Below are 16,883 nucleotides of genomic sequence, written 5' to 3'. Positions count from 1 at the left end.
TCATGGCAGAAGCAGTCACCGACAACGTACCCGCCAAAGCAGGTGGCAAGCCGCCGCTGTTTGGCCTGTCGTTCCTGGAAAACCTCTCGGAAATGACCATGCTGCGTCAGGTCGGCCTGATGGTCGGCCTGGCGGCGAGCGTGGCGATTGGTTTTGCCGTGGTGCTGTGGTCGCAGCAACCCGATTACCGTCCGCTGTACGGCAGCCTCGCGGGCATGGATTCCAAGCAGATCATGGAAACCCTCGCCGCCGCCGACATCGCCTACACTGTAGAACCCAACTCCGGCGCCTTGCTGGTCAAGGCCGATGACGTAGCCCGTGCCCGCATGAAGCTGGCCGCCGCCGGCGTGACGCCGTCCGACAGCAACATCGGTTTCGAAATCCTCGACAAGGACCAGGGCCTGGGCACCAGCCAGTTCATGGAAGCCACGCGCTACCGTCGTGGCCTTGAAGGCGAACTGGCGCGCACCATCTCCAGCCTCAACAACGTCAAGGGCGCCCGTGTGCACCTGGCGATTCCGAAAAGCTCGGTGTTCGTGCGTGACGAGCGCAAGCCCAGCGCCTCGGTACTGGTTGAGCTGTTTTCCGGCCGCTCCCTCGAGCCTGGCCAGGTACTGGCGATCGTCAACCTGGTAGCCACCAGCGTTCCCGAATTGAGCAAGTCGCAAATCACCGTGGTCGACCAGAAGGGCAACCTGCTCTCGGACATGGCCGAAAACTCCGCGCTGACCCAGGCCGGCAAGCAGTTCGACTACAGCCGCCGCATGGAAAGCATGCTCACCCAGCGGGTGCACAACATTCTGCAACCGGTGCTGGGCAACGACCGCTACAAGGCCGAAGTGTCCGCCGACGTGGACTTCAGCGCCGTCGAGTCGACGTCCGAGCAGTTCAACCCGGACCAGCCGGCGCTGCGCAGCGAGCAATCCACCAGCGAACAGCGCACTGCCAGCAGCGGCCCGCAAGGTGTGCCGGGTGCCCTGAGCAACCAGCCACCGACCCCGGCCACCGCCCCGCAAACCACCGGTGGCGCCGCTGCCACCGCTGGCGCCATTGCCGCCGGGCAGCCGCTGCTCGATGCCAACGGCCAGCAGATCATGGACCCGGCCACCGGCCAGCCGATGCTCGCGCCGTACCCGGCCGACAAACGTAACCAGTCCACCAAGAACTTCGAGCTCGACCGTTCCATCAGCCACACCAAGCAGCAGCAGGGCCGCATCAATCGCCTGTCGGTGTCGGTGGTGGTCGATGACCAGGTCAAGGTCAACGCCGCCGATGGTGCCGTGACCCGTGCGCCGTGGACCGCCGACGAATTGGCGCGCTTCACCCGCCTGGTGCAGGATGCCGTCGGTTTCGACGCCAGCCGTGGCGACAGCGTCAGCGTGATCAACATGCCGTTCTCCGCCGAGCGTGGCGAAGTCATCGCTGAAGCGGCGTTCTACACCCAGCCGTGGTTCTGGGACATCGTCAAGCAAGTGCTGGGGGTGTTGTTCATCCTGGTGCTGGTGTTCGGTGTGCTGCGTCCGGTGCTCAACAACATCACCGGCAACGGCAAGAAACAACTGGCCCTGGCCGGTGGCGATGTGGAGTTGGGTGGCATGGGCGGCCTGGACGGCGAACTGGCCAACGACCGCGTCAGCCTCGGCGGCCCGCAAAGCATCCTGTTGCCCAGCCCGAGCGAAGGCTATGACGCTCAGCTGAACGCAATCAAGAGTCTGGTAGCAGAAGACCCGGGCCGTGTGGCTCAGGTCGTGAAAGAGTGGATCAACGCAGATGAGTGATAATCGAGCCGCTGTTGCCAAGCTCTCCCGAGTCGACAAAGCCGCCGTGCTGCTGCTGTCGCTGGGGGAAACCGACGCCGCCCAGGTGCTGCGTCACATGGGGCCCAAAGAGGTCCAGCGTGTGGGCGTGGCCATGGCGCAGATGCGCAATGTGCACCGTGAGCAAGTCGAACAGGTGATGAGCGAGTTCGTCGAGATTGTCGGCGACCAGACCAGCCTGGGCGTCGGCTCCGACAGTTACATCCGCAAGATGCTCACCTCGGCGTTGGGCGAAGACAAGGCCAACGGCCTGATCGACCGCATCCTGCTGGGTGGCAACACCAGCGGCCTGGACAGCCTCAAGTGGATGGAACCGCGCGCGGTGGCCGACGTGATCCGCTACGAACACCCGCAGATCCAGGCCATCGTCGTCGCGTACCTGGACCCGGACCAGGCCGGTGAAGTGCTCGGCCACTTCGACCATAAAGTGCGCCTGGACATCATCCTGCGCGTGTCGTCGCTGAACACCGTGCAGCCGGCGGCCCTGAAAGAACTCAACACGATTCTGGAGAAGCAGTTCTCCGGCAATTCGAATGCCTCGCGCACCACCCTGGGCGGCATCAAGCGCGCGGCCGACATCATGAACTTCCTCGACAGTTCGGTCGAAGGCCAGTTGATGGACTCGATCCGCGAGATCGACGACACCCTGTCCGGCCAGATCGAAGACCTGATGTTCGTGTTCAACAACCTCTCCGATGTCGACGACCGTGGCATTCAGGCGTTGCTGCGCGAGGTGTCTTCGGATGTGCTGGTGCTGGCGCTCAAGGGCTCCGACGAGAACGTCAAGGAAAAGATCTTCAAGAACATGTCCAAGCGCGCGTCCGAACTGCTGCGCGACGACCTCGAAGCCAAGGGGCCGGTACGCGTCAGCGACGTCGAAACTGCGCAGAAGGAAATCCTCACGATTGCCCGCCGTATGGCCGAAGCCGGAGAAATCGTTCTCGGCGGGAAGGGCGGCGAAGAAATGATCTAAGGCGCTGTCCATGTCGAGCAAAGATGAAACGCCCAGCGACCTGATTCGCGCGCGGGACGTGGGCGGGTTCGACATCTGGTCGTTGCCCAGCTTCGACCCGCATGTGCCCGAGCCCGAGCCCGCACCGGTGGTGGAAACTCCGGCGGAAATGGAAGAAGTGCCGCTGGATGAAGTCCAGCCGCTGACCCTCGAAGAGTTGGAAGCCATCCGTCAGGAGGCCTACAACGAAGGCTTCGCCGCAGGCGAAAAGGACGGCTTTCGCAGCACCACCCTCAAGGTGCGCCAGGAGGCCGAGGTGGCGCTGGGCGTCCAGCTCGCCAGCCTGGAACGCCTGATGGACGGGCTGTTCGAGCCGATTGCGGGGCAGGATGCGCAGATCGAGAAATCCATGGTTGCACTGGTGCAGCACATCACGCGCCAGGTGATCCAGCGCGAACTGGTGCTGGACTCCAGCCAGATCGAAGGCGTGATGCGCGAAGCGCTCAAATTGCTGCCCCTGGGCGTCGGCAATGTGCGGTTGTACATCAATCCGCAGGATTTCGAGCAGGTCAAAGCCTTGCGCGAGCGCCATGAAGAAACCTGGCGCATCGTCGAGGACGCTGCGTTGCAGCCCGGCGGCTGCCGGGTCGAGACCGAACACAGCCGCATCGATGCCACGGTGGAAACCCGCATCAGCCAGATCATGGCCAAGTTGCTCGACCAGCAGCACGAACAGGCCATGAACCCGGCTGAACCCGATATCAGCGTCGACCTGGACCGCCCGGATGCGCCTTGACCGCACCAGCTTCGCCAAGCGCCTGGGCAGCTACGCCGAGGCCACGCAGCTGCCCGGCCAGCCGATTCTTGAAGGGCGCCTGCTGCGCATGGTCGGCCTGACCCTCGAAGCCGAGGGCCTGCGCGCCGCCATGGGCAGCCGTTGTCTGGTGATCAACGACGACAGCTACCACCCGGTGCAGGTCGAAGCCGAAGTGATGGGGTTCTCGGGCAGCAAGGTGTTCCTGATGCCGGTCGGCAGTGTCGCCGGCATTGCTCCTGGCGCCCGCGTGGTGCCGCTGGCCGACACCGGCCGCCTGCCGATGGGCATGAGCATGCTCGGCCGCGTGCTCGACGGCGCCGGTCGTGCGCTCGACGGCAAGGGAGGCATGAAGGCCGAAGACTGGGTGCCGATGGACGGGCCCACGATCAACCCGCTCAATCGCAACCCCATCAGCCAGCCGCTCGATGTGGGCATTCGCAGCATCAACGGTTTATTGACGGTCGGGCGTGGTCAGCGTCTGGGCCTGTTTGCCGGTACCGGCGTGGGTAAGTCGGTGCTGCTGGGCATGATGACGCGCTTTACCGAGGCCGACATCATCGTGGTGGGGCTGATCGGTGAGCGTGGCCGCGAGGTCAAGGAGTTCATCGAGCACAGCCTGGGCCCGGAAGGCCTCAAGCGCTCGGTGGTGGTCGCATCGCCAGCCGACGATGCGCCGCTGATGCGCTTGCGCGCCGCCATGTACTGCACGCGCATCGCCGAATATTTTCGCGACAAGGGCAAGAATGTCCTGTTGCTGATGGACTCGCTCACACGTTTTGCCCAGGCCCAGCGGGAAATCGCCCTGGCCATCGGCGAGCCGCCGGCGACCAAGGGTTACCCGCCGTCCGTATTCGCCAAGTTGCCCAAACTGGTGGAGCGCGCCGGTAATGCCGAGGCGGGCGGAGGCTCGATCACGGCGTTCTACACGGTTTTGTCCGAAGGCGATGACCAGCAGGACCCGATTGCCGACTCGGCGCGGGGCGTGCTCGACGGCCACATCGTGCTGTCCCGGCGCCTGGCCGAGGAAGGGCACTACCCGGCGATTGATATCGAAGCCTCCATCAGCCGGGTGATGCCCTCGGTGGTGACGCCGGAGCATATGGCCCGCGCCCAGCAGTTCAAGCAACTGTGGTCGCGCTATCAACAGAGCCGCGACCTGATCAGCGTGGGTGCCTACGTGGCCGGCGGCGACCGCGAGACTGACCTTGCGATTGCCCTGCAACCGCAACTGGTGACCTACCTGCGCCAGGGCCTCAACGACAACATCAGCATGGGCGAAAGCGAGGCTCACTTGCAGTCGATCTTCGCCCCCGCGCCAGGCGGTTAAGCCATGGCCAACTCGCGCTCTGCACGTCTTGCGCCAGTGGTGGAGATGGCCGAAAAGGCCGAAAAAGCCGCGGTGCAGCGCCTGGGTTATTTCCAGGGTCAGGTCCGCCTGGTCGAAAGCAAGCTGGGTGACCTTGAACGCTTTCGCGGAGAGTACCAGCAGCAGTGGATCGACCGTGGCAGCAAGGGCGTGTCCGGCCAATGGCTGATGGGTTACCAGGGCTTTCTCAACCAGCTGGAAACCGCCGTTGGCCAGCAGCGCCAAAGCCTGGCCTGGCACCAGAACAACCTCGACAAGGCGCGCGAAAGTTGGCAGGCCGCCTATGCCCGGGTCGAGGGCCTGCGCAAGCTGGTGCAGCGCTACATCGACGAAGCGCGCGCGCTGGAAGACAAACGCGAGCAGAAGCTGCTCGATGAACTGTCGCAACGTCTTCCCCGCCAATCCCCGTTCTGAATAATTAGGGGACAGCACCCTCCGGCAATTGATTTGCTGTGTTGCTCGGATTCCGTTCAACTGCTAAACCTGTGTCACATTGCCAATGACAAGGAAGCACTTAAATGCCAGTCGAAAAAAAGTATCCATGGATGGGAAAACATTGGCGATTGCGATCAAGGGCCGCTTCGATTTCAGCAGCCACCAGGATTTTCGCGACGCCTATGAAGACGTTTATCCCAAGCCCGAGACGTTCGTGGTGGACTTGAAGGAAACCACCTACATGGACAGCTCGGCGCTGGGCATGCTTCTGCTGCTGCGCGACCATGCGGGGGGCGACAAGGCGTATATCCGTGTGGTCAACAGCAGTTCGGACGTGCGCAAGATCCTCGCCATCTCCAACTTCGACAAACTGTTCGATATCGAATGAGTGTCCAGGCCCCTGTCCTTGAGGCGCTGACGATTCTGATCGCCGAAGACAGCGCCGCCGACCTGCTGTTACTGTCGACCATCGTGCGCCGTCAGGGCCATCAGGTGCTCACCGCCACCAATGGTGCTGAAGCGGTGGAGGTGTTTACCCGTGAACGCCCGCACCTGGTGTTGATGGACGCGCTGATGCCGGTGATGGACGGTTTCGAGGCCGCGCGGCGCATCAAGCAACTGGCGGGCGAAGCGCTGGTGCCGCTGATCTTCCTCACCTCCCTGCGCGAAAGCGAAGCCTTGGCCAAGTGTCTGGACGCCGGCGGCGATGACTTTTTGGCCAAGCCCTATAACCCGGTGATCCTCGCAGCCAAGATCAACGCCATGGACCGCCTGCGTCGCCTGCAGGCCACAGTGTTGCAGCAGCGCGACCTGATCGCCAAACACCATGAGTACCTGTTGCACGAGCAGCGGGTGGCCAAGGCGGTGTTCGACAAGGTGGCCCATTCCGGCTGTATCAACGCGGCGCCGAACATTCGCTATCTGCAATCGCCCTATGCGTTGTTCAACGGCGACCTGCTGCTGGCGGCCTACACGCCGTCGGGTGACATGCACGTGCTGCTCGGCGACTTCACCGGTCATGGCCTGCCGGCGGCGGTGGGCGCCATGCCGCTGGCGGAAGTGTTCTATGGCATGGCCGCCAAAGGCTACGGCCTGGCCCAGACCCTGCGCGAAATGAACGCCAAGCTCAAGCGCATCCTGCCGGCGGACATGTTCTGTTGCGCCACGCTGCTGTGCCTGAGCACCCAGCGGCGTGCGGTGGAGGTGTGGAATGGCGGGATGCCCGAGGGCTATGTGCACGAGGTCGCCACGGGCAAGCGCACGTCGTTGATGTCACGCCATTTGCCTTTGGGCGTGTTGTCGGCGGAGCAGTTTGACGACCGCACCGAAGTCTGGCCGATGGCCTTGGGCGACCGCGTGTTTTTACTGTCCGACGGCGTGCTCGACACCGCCGACGCCAACGAACAATTATTTGGTGCCGAGCGCTTGCTGCAAGTGTTTGCCGCCAATCGCGAGCCGGACCGCCTGTTTGAAGACATCGAGCAGGCGCTGGCAGCCTTTCGCGGCCAGGTGCGCGATGACATCAGCATGGTGGAAATCACCCTGCAGGCCGGCCAATCGCTGCGTGCAACCGGACCTTTGTATGCCGACAGCGGCCAGTCGTGCCCGCTGGACTGGTCGGTGAGCTTCGAGTTTCGCGCCGACACCCTCAAACGCTACAACCCGTTGCCCTACCTGCTGCAACTGCTGCTGGAAATCCACGGTTTGCGCGAGCAGAGCGGGGCGCTCTACAGCGTGATGGCCGAGCTGTATTCCAATGCCCTAGAACACGGCGTGCTGGGGCTGGACTCGCGGCTCAAGCGCGATGCCGAGGGGTTTGCGCAGTATTACCGCCTGCGCAACGAGCGTTTGGCGCAACTGAACACGGGGTTTGTGCGCGTGCATGTGCAGGTAGTGCCCACCGACACCGGCGGTACCCTGAGCTTGCGCGTCGAGGACAGTGGCCAGGGGTTTGACGTGGAGCAGGTACTGGCGCGGCCGCTGGATATCGACCGTCTGTCTGGCCGTGGACTCAGCCTGGTGCGCCAATTGTGCAGCGCTGTAGGCTGGTCCGATGGCGGGCGCAGTGTCTGCGTGGAGTTTTGCTGGGAGGCTCTGGCATAATCCGGCGATTCTTGATCAAGGAGCGAGCAAGTGGTTGATGTTCATATGGACCCGCAGGTGTTGGCGGGTTTGCAGGAGGTGATGGAGGGGGAGTATCCGCGGTTGCTGGATACCTTTTTGCATGACTCCGAAGAGCGGGTGAAGGCGTTGCGCACGGCACGTGGTGATGCGCAGGCGTTGCGGCAGATTGCGCATAGTTTCAAGGGAAGCAGCGGGAATCTGGGGGCGGTGCGGTTGGCCTTGCTGTGTCAGCGGTTGGAGATGGCGTCGGCGGGGGATCTCGGGGGGTTGGTGGATCAGATTGACCGGGAGTTTGCTTTGGTTCGGGCGATGTATGAGGGGGAGCTGCGGCGGGTTTTTGTGGGGTGATTGGGGGGGGCGCCCTTACGGCGCGGATGGACCATCCCTGGCCCCTGCGTGTTTGACGGCGCGCCCCAGATCAAAAGCAAGGGCGCGGCGGCCTTGGAGCCGACCGGGATTGTTTGCCGAACACTGTACAAAATGTGGGGGGCTTGCTCCCGATGGCTGAGTGTCAGTCAGCTTATTTGTAGCTGACACACCGCCATCGGGAGCAAGCCCCCTCCCACATTTGGATCTCCATTTGTCTGATGGATATCACAGTGCTTTTGATCTGCTTTGCTTTGGCTTTCGCTCTTGATCTCAGGCACACCGAGCCTAAGCAATGTTCCGAGTGGTGGGACGAAGGCCTTTGCTTACTTTTTGGGCTTTCCAAAGGTGAGCCGGAACCCCCAGCGTGTTTGACGGCGCGCCCCAGATCAAAAGCAAGAGCGCGGCGGCCCTGGAGCCGACCGGGATTGTTTGCCGAACACTGTACAAAATGTGGGGGGCTTGCTCCCGATGGCTGAGTGTCAGTCAGCTTATTTGTAGCTGACACACCGCCACCGGGAGCAAGCCCCTCCCACATTTGGATCTCCATTTGTCCGATGGATATCACACCGCTTTTGATCTGCTTTGCTTTGGCTTTCGCTCTTGATCTCAGGCACACCGAGCCTAAGCAAGGTGCCGAGTGGTGGGGCGAAGGCCTTTGCTTACTTTTTGGCCTTTCCAAAGGTGAGCCGGAACCCCCAGCATGTTTGACGGCGCGCCCCAGATCAAAAGCAAGAGCGCGGCGGCCTTGGAGCCGACCGGGATTGTTTGCCGAACACAGTACAAAATGTGGGAGGGGCTTGCTCCCGATGGCTGAGTGTCAGTCAGCTTATTTGTAGCTGACACACCGCCATCGGGAGCAAGCCCCTCCCACATTTGGATCTCCATTTGTCTGATGGATATCACAGCGCTTTTGATCTGCTTTGCTTTGGCTTTCGCTCTTGATCTCAGGCACACCGAGCCTAAGCAAAGTGCCGAGTGGTGGGGCGAAGGCCTTTGCTTACTTTTTGGCCTTTCCAACGGTGAGCCGGAACCCCCAGCGTGTTTGACGGCGCGCCCCAGATCAAAAGCAAGAGCGCGGCGGCCTTGGAGCCGACCGGGATTGTTTGCCGAACACTGTACAAAATGTGGTGGGGGCTTGCTCCCGATGGCTGAGTGTCAGTCAGCTTATTTGTAGCTGACACACCACTATCGGGAGCAAGCCCCCTCCCACATTTGGATCTCCATTTGTCTGATGGATATCACAGCGCTTTTGATCTGCTTTGCTTTGGCTTTCGCTCTTGATCTCAGGCACACCGAGCCTAAGCAAGGTGCCGAGTGGTGGGGCGAAGGCCTTTGCTTACTTTTGGGCCTTTCCAAAGGTGAGCCGGAACCCCCAGCGTGTTTGACGGCGCGCCCCAGATCAAAAGCAAGAGCGCGGCGGCCTTGGAGCCGACCGGGATTGTTTGCCGAACACAGTACAAAATGTGGGAGGGGGCTTGCTCCCGATGGCTGAGTGTCTGTCAGCTTATTTGTAGCTGACACACCGCCATCGGGAGCAAGCCACCTCCCACATTTGGATCTCCATTTGTCCGATGGATATCACACCGCTTTTGATCTGCTTTGCTTTGGCTTTCGCTCTTGATCTCAGGCACACCGAGCCTAAGCAAGGTGCCCTGGTGGGGCGAAGGCCTTTTTCTTACTTTTGGGCCTTTCCAGCGGTGAGCCTCCGTAAGGGCGGAACCCATATCAGCCATCACCCAAATAACGGATATACACCCAACCCACTCAACCTGGCCCAACTCTTGCTATATCTCCATAACTGCATCCCACGACCCCCATGCAGTTGGAGACCCTACTTATGCCAGTCGCCCCCAACTCCCTTCTTCAGGCTGCCCCTGCGGCCAAGCCTCAAGCGCCCGTCGCTCCTTCACCTTCAGTGACGGCGGACCCACGGGACAAAGGCCCTGGCTTCGCTCAAGTGTTCGCTAATCAGGCGCCAAAATCAGTCGCCAAGCCCGACGCCAGCCCGGCCAAACCCACGCGGGACAAGCCCGCCGAGAACCCGGCCAAGCCCGTTGCCGATAGCGACAAGCCTGCCGCCAACACGCCGGCGGTTGCCGATAGCGGCAAACCCTTGCCTGCCACACCGCCGGCCAAGTCCGATGACAGCGCCAGCAGCGATGACGACAAACCCACCGACCCGGCCCTGGCACAACAGCCAGCGGCCGATCCGGTGGTCGACCCGGCGCTGGTGGTCACGCTCACGCCAGTGGTGGCTGTGCCGGTGCCGCCGGAAACCCCGGCCCCGGTTGCGGCCAAGCCCGACAAGTCTGACAAGACGCAGCCCGCAGTCGCTGCACCTGTCGCGGCAACCGATGCAGCCAAGCCTGCCTTCGACCCCGCCGCCGACCCGCTGGACGACATGCCCGCCGTGCGCCTGGCGATGGAGCAGGGCGGTCACGTGTCGGCCACCAGCCAGGCGCCGCAGAAGGGCGCACCGACCACCACCCAGGATCAGCCTACCGCCGCGCAGACTTTCGCCGCCGGCATGGCCACCCTGGTGGACCAGCAAGCCGCCAAGGACAGCACCCATCAGGGCGGCGAGAAGGCGTTCGGTGCGCTGATCGATGACGGCCTCAAGGACCTGAAAAACGCCGGCAGCGATACACGGGTCGATAACTTCGCCGATCGTCTGGCCGCGCTGACCCAGGCCGCCACACCGAAAACCGCCAATGCGCTGCCGCCGGTAGCCAATGCACCGCTGGCGATGCATCAGAGCGGCTGGACCGAGGAAGTGGTCAATCGCGTGATGTACCTCTCCAGTGCCAACCTCAAGTCGGCCGAGATCCAACTGCAACCGGCCGAGCTGGGGCGCCTGGACATCAAGGTCAACATGACACCGGACCAGCAGGCTCAGGTCACGTTCATGAGCGGTCACGCCGTGGTGCGTGAAGCGCTGGAAAGCCAGTCCGGTCGGCTGCGCGAGATGTTCGCCCAGCAGGGCATGGGCCAGGTGGACGTGAACGTGTCCGACCAGTCCCGTGGCCAGGAGCAGCAACAGCAGCAACAAAGCCAGATGCGCGGCGTGAGTGGCGGCGGTGGGCGGGGTGGTCGTGGCGATGCGGCTGAGCAGACTGAAGTGAGCGCCGCTGTCGCGCCCGTAACCACCAGCGTGATCGGCTCCAGCGCGGTCGATTACTACGCCTGATTTCGGCCATATGCAGCTTGAATAATGGGAGGGGGCTTGCCCCCGATTGCTGTGTGTCAGTCACTGTATGTGGCAATGACCCAACGCTATCGGGCGCAAGCCTCCGCTCACAAGGATATGTGCCTGTCTACCAGACAATTCTGGCATAACACTTGCTCTTGCCTTTCCGTAGATCTATGAATCCCCGAATAGTGACGGATTATTGGCATGGCGAAGAGCGAAGACGCAGCACAAGCACCCGAAGGCAAGGTCAAGGGCAAGGGCAAACTCAAGCTTATCCTGATGATTGTCCTGGGCCTGCTCCTGGCCATTGGTGCTTCGGTGGGCGGCACCTGGTACATCATGCACAGCAGTGCCAGCAAACCGGCCCCCGCCGCCGAGACCGCCACCAACGTCAAGCAACCGGCTATCTTCGAGCCGATGCTGCCGGCCTTTGTCGCCAACTACAATCAGAACGGCCGTCAACGCTACCTGCAGGTGAGCATGACGCTGCTTGCGCGTAACCAGGCGGACCTGGATGCACTCAAGGTGCATATGCCGGTGATCCGCAACAACCTGGTGATGCTGTTATCCGCACAGAGCTTTGACAGCCTGGTGACCCCGGTTGGCCAGGAAATGCTGCGCCAGAAAATCACCGCCAGCGTGCAGGAAGTGTCCCAGAAGGAACTCGGCAAAGTCGCCGTCGAGCAAGTGCTCTTCACCAATTTCGTATTGCAGTAGGATCACGACATGGCCGTGCAGGACCTGCTGTCCCAGGATGAAATCGATGCGCTGCTGCATGGCGTGGACGATGGTCTGGTACAGACCGAAATGGCTGCCGAGCCCGGCAGCGTCAAAAGTTATGACCTGACCAGCCAGGATCGCATCGTCCGTGGGCGCATGCCGACCCTGGAGATGATCAACGAACGTTTCGCCCGCTACACCCGCATCAGCATGTTCAACATGCTGCGCCGTTCGGCCGACGTGGCGGTGGGTGGCGTGCAGGTGATGAAGTTCGGCGAGTACGTGCACTCGCTGTACGTGCCCACCAGCCTCAACCTGGTCAAGATCAAGCCGTTGCGCGGCACCGCGCTGTTCATTCTTGATGCCAAGCTGGTGTTCAAGCTGGTGGATAACTTCTTCGGTGGCGACGGCCGTCACGCCAAGATCGAAGGCCGCGAATTCACTCCTACCGAATTGCGCGTGGTGCGCATGGTGCTGGAGCAGGCCTTCATCGACTTGAAGGAAGCCTGGCAGGCGGTCATGGAGGTCAATTTCGAGTACATCAACTCGGAAGTGAACCCGGCCATGGCCAACATCGTCGGGCCGAGCGAGGCCATTGTGGTGTCGACGTTCCACATCGAACTCGATGGCGGCGGCGGCGATCTGCACGTAACCATGCCGTACGCGATGATCGAGCCGGTGCGCGAGATGCTCGACGCTGGCTTCCAGTCCGACGTGGACGACCAGGACGAACGCTGGGTCAAGGCCCTGCGCGAAGATTTGCTCGACGTCGACGTACCCCTGAGCGCCACCGTGGCCCGTCGCCAGTTGCGCCTGCGCGATATTCTGCACATGCAGCCCGGCGACGTGATTCCGGTCGAGCTGCCGGAAGAAATGATCATGCGCGCCAACGGCGTGCCGTCGTTCAAGGTCAAGCTCGGTTCCCACAAGGGCAACCTGGCGCTGCAGGTGATCGAGCCGATCAACCGGCGCTGATCCCTCTCTTTTTATGAATGTTTGCTTCGCCGAGGACATGTAATGGCTACCGAACACGAAAACACTTCCGCCGAAGACCAGGCCCTGGCTGACGAATGGGCAGCAGCCCTGGAAGAAACCGGCGATGTTGGCCAGGACGATATCGACGCGCTGCTGGCCGCCGATGCCGCCACCGCGCCGGCCGGCAAGCGCCTGCCGATGGAAGAATTTGGCAGCGTGCCGAAGAACAATGACCCGGTGAGCCTCGACGGCCCCAACCTGGACGTGATCCTCGATATTCCGGTGTCGATCTCCATGGAAGTGGGCAGCACCGAAATCAACATCCGCAACCTGCTGCAGCTCAACCAGGGTTCGGTGATCGAGCTGGACCGCCTGGCCGGTGAACCGCTGGACGTGCTGGTCAACGGCACGCTGATCGCCCATGGCGAGGTGGTGGTGGTCAACGAAAAGTTCGGCATCCGCCTGACGGACGTGATCAGCCCGAGCGAACGCATCAAGAAGTTGCGCTGACATGAAGTATTCACTGGCGGGACTGTGCCTGGCGCTGCCATTGAGCGCCCTCGCGGCCGAACCTGTGGCAAAGGCGGCCGCGCCCGTGGTCGGCAGCAGCGTCGGCGGGCAACTGACCCAGCTGGTGCTGGGGTTGCTGCTGGTGGTGGGGCTGATCTTTGTGCTGGCCTGGGTGATGCGCCGTATGCAGCGCATCGGCCCGGGCAATGGCCAGGTGATCGAGATGATCGGCGCACGTGCGCTCGGGCCGCGTGACCGGCTGGTGCTGGTGCAGGTCGGTGGCGAACAGATTTTGCTGGGCATCACGCCGGGCCGCATCACCCCGCTGCACGTGCTCAAGAACCCGGTGAACGTGGACACGTCCACGCCAGCCACGCCGGAATTCGCTCAGCGCCTGATGGAGTTGCTGGGCAAGGATCAGAAGGATAAGAAGTAATGCGCGTTTTATTGACGCTCATGCTGTTGCTGGCCGCGCCACTGGCGCTGGGCGCCGACCCGTTGTCGATCCCGGCGATCACTCTGGGCACCAACGCGGCCGGCGCGCAGGAGTATTCGGTCAGCCTGCAGATTTTGCTGATCATGACCGCGCTGAGTTTTATCCCGGCATTCGTCATGCTGATGACCAGCTTTACGCGGATCATCATCGTGTTCTCCATTCTGCGCCAGGCCCTGGGCCTGCAGCAGACGCCGTCCAACCAGATCCTCACCGGCATGGCGCTGTTCCTGACCATGTTCATCATGGCGCCGGTGTTCGACAAGGTGAACCAGCAAGCCCTGCAACCCTATCTGGCCGAGACCATCACGCCCCAGGTCGCCATCGACAGAGCCCAGGGCCCGATCAAGGACTTCATGCTGTCGCAGACCCGTTCCAGCGACCTTGAGCTGTTCGTGCGCCTGTCCAAGCGCACCGACATTGCCACGCCGGATCAGGCACCGCTGACCATCCTGGTACCGGCGTTCGTCACCTCGGAGCTGAAGACCGCGTTTCAGATCGGCTTCATGATCTTCATCCCGTTCCTGATCATCGACCTGGTGGTGGCGAGCGTGCTGATGGCCATGGGCATGATGATGCTGTCACCGCTGATCATCTCGTTGCCGTTCAAAATCATGCTGTTTGTGCTGGTGGATGGCTGGGCGCTGATAATCGGCACCCTGGCCGGCAGTTTCGGAGGGGTATGAGGCCATGACGCCAGAAGTAGCGGTCGACCTGTTCCGTGAAGCGCTGTGGCTGACCACCATGATGGTCGCCGTGCTGGTGGTGCCGAGCCTGCTGGTGGGCCTGCTGGTGGCGATGTTCCAGGCCGCGACCCAGATCAACGAACAGACCCTGAGCTTCCTGCCGCGCCTGCTGGTGATGCTGATCACGCTGATCGTCGCCGGCCCGTGGCTGGTACAAACCTTCATGGAATACATTCTGCAGCTGTACGGCAGTATTCCGCAGTTGATCGGCTGAGCCCATGCAATCGCTGCTGGCGTTGACCGACACCCAGATCAGTACCTGGGTGGCCTCGTTCATCCTGCCGCTGTTTCGCGTCACCGCGATGCTGATGGCGATGCCGGTGTTCGGCACCACTCTGGTTCCCCGGCGTGTACGACTGTACTTCGCGGTGGCCATCACAGTGGTGATCGTGCCCGGATTGCCGCCGATGCCGCCGGTCAACGCGCTCGACCTCAGCGCCTTGCTGCTGATCGCCGAGCAGGTGCTGATCGGCGCCATGCTGGGCTTTTCCCTGACGCTGTTCTTCCAGGCTTTCGTGGTCGCCGGGCAAATCATATCGGTGCAGATGGGCATGGGCTTCGCGTCCATGGTCGACCCTACCAACGGCGTCTCGGCAGCGGTGATCGGGCAGTTTTTGACGATGCTGGTGACCTTGCTGTTTCTGGCCATGAACGGCCATCTGGTGGCGTTCGAGGTGCTGACCGAAAGTTTCACCACCTTGCCGGTGGGGTCGGGGCTGGTGGTCAATCATTTCTGGGAAGTGGTGGGGCGCCTCGGCTGGGTGCTGGGCGCCTCGCTGTTGCTGGTGCTGCCGGCGATCACCGCATTGCTGGTGGTGAACATCGCGTTCGGCGTGATGACGCGCGCGGCGCCGCAGTTGAATATTTTCTCCATCGGCTTCCCGCTGACCCTTGTCATGGGCATGGTGATTTTCTGGGTCGGCCTGGCGGACATTCTCAATCAGTATCAACCGCTGGCGACCGATGCCTTGCAGTTTTTACGTGACCTGGCACGGGCGCGCTGAGCCATGGCCGAGAGCGAGAGTGGTCAGGACAAGACAGAAGACCCCACGGAGAAACGCAAAAAGGACTCCCGGGAAAAGGGCGAGATCGCCCGCTCCAAGGAGCTCAACACCGTCGCGACCATGATGGCCGGTTCCGGCGCCCTGCTGATCTATGGCGGCGGCCTGGCCCTGGATTTGCTGGAGCTGATGAAATACAACTTCAGCCTGCCGCGCGAGGTGCTGCTCAACCCCGACGCCATGGGCCAATACCTGATGCACTCGGGCAAGATCGCGCTGCTGGCAGTGCAGCCGATCCTGATCACCTTGATGCTGGCCGCACTGATTGGCCCAGTGGCCCTGGGCGGCTGGCTGTTCGCCGCCAGCAGCATGGCGCCCAAGTTCAGCCGCATGAACCCGGGGGCAGGGCTCAAGCGCATGTTTTCCGCCAAGGCGCTGGTGGAACTGCTCAAGGCCCTGGCCAAATTCATCCTGATCCTGTTCGTGGCGCTGGCGGTGTTGTCGTCGGATATCGACGACCTGCTGCGCATCGCCCACGAGCCGCTGGAGTCGGCGATCATCCACAGCTTGCAGTTGGTGGGCTGGAGCGCGCTGTGGATGTCCGCCGGGTTGATCATCATTGCGGCGGTGGACGCGCCGATCCAGCTGTGGGAGAGCCACAAGAAACTGCTGATGACCAAGCAGGAAGTGCGCGACGAACACAAGGACCAGGAAGGGCGGCCGGAGGTCAAGCAGCGCATCCGCCAGTTGCAGCGTGAAATGTCCCAGCGCAAGATGATGGCCTCGGTGCCCGACGCCGACGTGATCATCACCAACCCCACTCACTACGCCGTGGCCCTCAAGTACGACCCGGAGAAAGGCGGCGCGCCGATGCTGCTGGCCAAGGGCAGCGACTTTACCGCGCTGAAGATCCGTGAAATTGCCGTGGCCAACGACATCCTGCTGCTGGAATCGGCGGCGCTCGCGCGCTCGATCTTCTATTCCACCGACCTGGACCAGGAAATTCCCGCCGGCCTGTACCTGGCCGTGGCGCAGGTATTGGCCTACGTCTATCAGATCCGCCAATACCGCGCGGGCAAGGGCAAACGGCCGGACCCGCTCAAGGATCTGCCGATTCCACCGGAGCTGCGACGCGATTCTTGACGCCGTCTGGCCTCACAGTGCTGCATTTCTCCTTCCCTATCACTCGTCGTTGGTCAGCGTCTACCTGTCAACTTTGACAGTAGCCAGTCGCGCCTGTGCGCGGTTCCATTGCACCAGAAACTGTACGCAGGTCGTGAGGGATATACAGGGAGAGCGGTGTTGAAGGTGTATAGCGGTGCTGTCAAATCCTACGATCCGATCAGAGCCGAGTGGGTGATTTGGTCT

The 16,883-nt window shown here is 62.1% G+C and carries 17 protein-coding genes; all 17 read left to right on the top strand.

Annotated features, from left to right (window positions below; translation table 11 throughout):
- The first annotated feature begins 2 nt into the window (after positions 1-2).
- The 17 genes from fliF to flhB all read left to right on the top strand — a co-directional run bounded on the left by fliF (position 3) and on the right by flhB (position 16,658).
- Positions 3-1,778, top strand: a complete 1,776-nt coding sequence (gene fliF, locus VRB54_RS16560) for a flagellar basal-body MS-ring/collar protein FliF (RefSeq protein WP_003230965.1) — start codon at positions 3-5, stop codon at positions 1,776-1,778.
- Positions 1,771-2,790 (top strand): flagellar motor switch protein FliG, encoded by a 1,020-nt coding sequence (gene fliG / locus VRB54_RS16555; RefSeq protein ID WP_003230967.1) that lies wholly within the window; start codon positions 1,771-1,773, stop codon positions 2,788-2,790. Before fliF ends, fliG begins: the two co-directional genes overlap by 8 nt.
- A 10-nt stretch (positions 2,791-2,800) precedes the next feature.
- Positions 2,801-3,565, top strand: a complete 765-nt coding sequence (fliH, locus tag VRB54_RS16550) for a flagellar assembly protein FliH (RefSeq protein ID WP_338478035.1) — start codon at positions 2,801-2,803, stop codon at positions 3,563-3,565.
- On the top strand, positions 3,555-4,913 hold the full coding sequence (gene fliI / locus VRB54_RS16545) for a flagellar protein export ATPase FliI (RefSeq protein ID WP_231421585.1): 1,359 nt from the start codon (positions 3,555-3,557) through the stop codon (positions 4,911-4,913). The genes fliH and fliI overlap by 11 nt, the downstream gene beginning before the upstream one ends.
- Before the next feature lie 3 nt (positions 4,914-4,916).
- Positions 4,917-5,366: a flagellar export protein FliJ gene (gene fliJ / locus VRB54_RS16540; protein WP_338478034.1), complete on the top strand. Its 450-nt coding sequence runs from the start codon at positions 4,917-4,919 to the stop codon at positions 5,364-5,366.
- A gap of 85 nt (positions 5,367-5,451) precedes the next feature.
- Positions 5,452-5,775 (top strand): STAS domain-containing protein, encoded by a 324-nt coding sequence (locus VRB54_RS16535; protein WP_338478033.1) that lies wholly within the window; start codon positions 5,452-5,454, stop codon positions 5,773-5,775.
- Positions 5,772-7,490, top strand: a complete 1,719-nt coding sequence (locus VRB54_RS16530; RefSeq protein WP_338478032.1) for a fused response regulator/phosphatase — start codon at positions 5,772-5,774, stop codon at positions 7,488-7,490. The genes VRB54_RS16535 and VRB54_RS16530 overlap by 4 nt, the downstream gene beginning before the upstream one ends.
- A gap of 30 nt (positions 7,491-7,520) precedes the next feature.
- Positions 7,521-7,859: an Hpt domain-containing protein gene (locus VRB54_RS16525; RefSeq protein WP_338478031.1), complete on the top strand. Its 339-nt coding sequence runs from the start codon at positions 7,521-7,523 to the stop codon at positions 7,857-7,859.
- A gap of 1,858 nt (positions 7,860-9,717) precedes the next feature.
- Positions 9,718-11,067, top strand: coding sequence for a flagellar hook-length control protein FliK (locus VRB54_RS16520; RefSeq protein WP_338478030.1), 1,350 nt, complete (start codon positions 9,718-9,720; stop codon positions 11,065-11,067).
- A 207-nt stretch (positions 11,068-11,274) separates the two neighbouring features.
- Positions 11,275-11,787: a flagellar basal body-associated protein FliL gene (fliL, locus tag VRB54_RS16515; RefSeq protein WP_338478029.1), complete on the top strand. Its 513-nt coding sequence runs from the start codon at positions 11,275-11,277 to the stop codon at positions 11,785-11,787.
- Between the two features lie 9 nt (positions 11,788-11,796).
- Positions 11,797-12,765 (top strand): flagellar motor switch protein FliM, encoded by a 969-nt coding sequence (fliM, locus tag VRB54_RS16510; protein ID WP_209983449.1) that lies wholly within the window; start codon positions 11,797-11,799, stop codon positions 12,763-12,765.
- A gap of 42 nt (positions 12,766-12,807) precedes the next feature.
- Entirely contained in the window at positions 12,808-13,275 is a 468-nt protein-coding gene (gene fliN, locus VRB54_RS16505; protein ID WP_057008168.1) for a flagellar motor switch protein FliN, read from the top strand.
- A gap of 1 nt (position 13,276) precedes the next feature.
- Complete coding sequence (gene fliO, locus VRB54_RS16500; protein ID WP_338478028.1) at positions 13,277-13,711, top strand: flagellar biosynthetic protein FliO; 435 nt, start codon at positions 13,277-13,279, stop codon at positions 13,709-13,711.
- A complete protein-coding gene (gene fliP / locus VRB54_RS16495) occupies positions 13,711-14,454 on the top strand; it encodes a flagellar type III secretion system pore protein FliP (RefSeq protein WP_338478027.1) in 744 nt (247 codons plus the stop codon). The genes fliO and fliP overlap by 1 nt, the downstream gene beginning before the upstream one ends.
- A 4-nt stretch (positions 14,455-14,458) precedes the next feature.
- Positions 14,459-14,728: a flagellar biosynthesis protein FliQ gene (gene fliQ / locus VRB54_RS16490; protein ID WP_003214552.1), complete on the top strand. Its 270-nt coding sequence runs from the start codon at positions 14,459-14,461 to the stop codon at positions 14,726-14,728.
- Between the two features lie 4 nt (positions 14,729-14,732).
- The gene (gene fliR, locus VRB54_RS16485; protein WP_003236874.1) at positions 14,733-15,518 is read left to right on the top strand and encodes a flagellar biosynthetic protein FliR; all 786 of its coding nucleotides are present in this window, start codon (positions 14,733-14,735) and stop codon (positions 15,516-15,518) included.
- A 3-nt stretch (positions 15,519-15,521) separates the two neighbouring features.
- Positions 15,522-16,658, top strand: coding sequence for a flagellar biosynthesis protein FlhB (gene flhB, locus VRB54_RS16480; RefSeq protein WP_209983441.1), 1,137 nt, complete (start codon positions 15,522-15,524; stop codon positions 16,656-16,658).
- Positions 16,659-16,883 lie beyond the last annotated feature (225 nt).

This window comes from Pseudomonas trivialis, from assembly GCF_036864995.1.
GTDB lineage: Bacteria > Pseudomonadota > Gammaproteobacteria > Pseudomonadales > Pseudomonadaceae > Aquipseudomonas > Aquipseudomonas trivialis.
The sequence above is the reverse complement of the archived record's forward strand: the minus strand, read 5'-3'. Positions and strand labels throughout refer to the sequence as shown.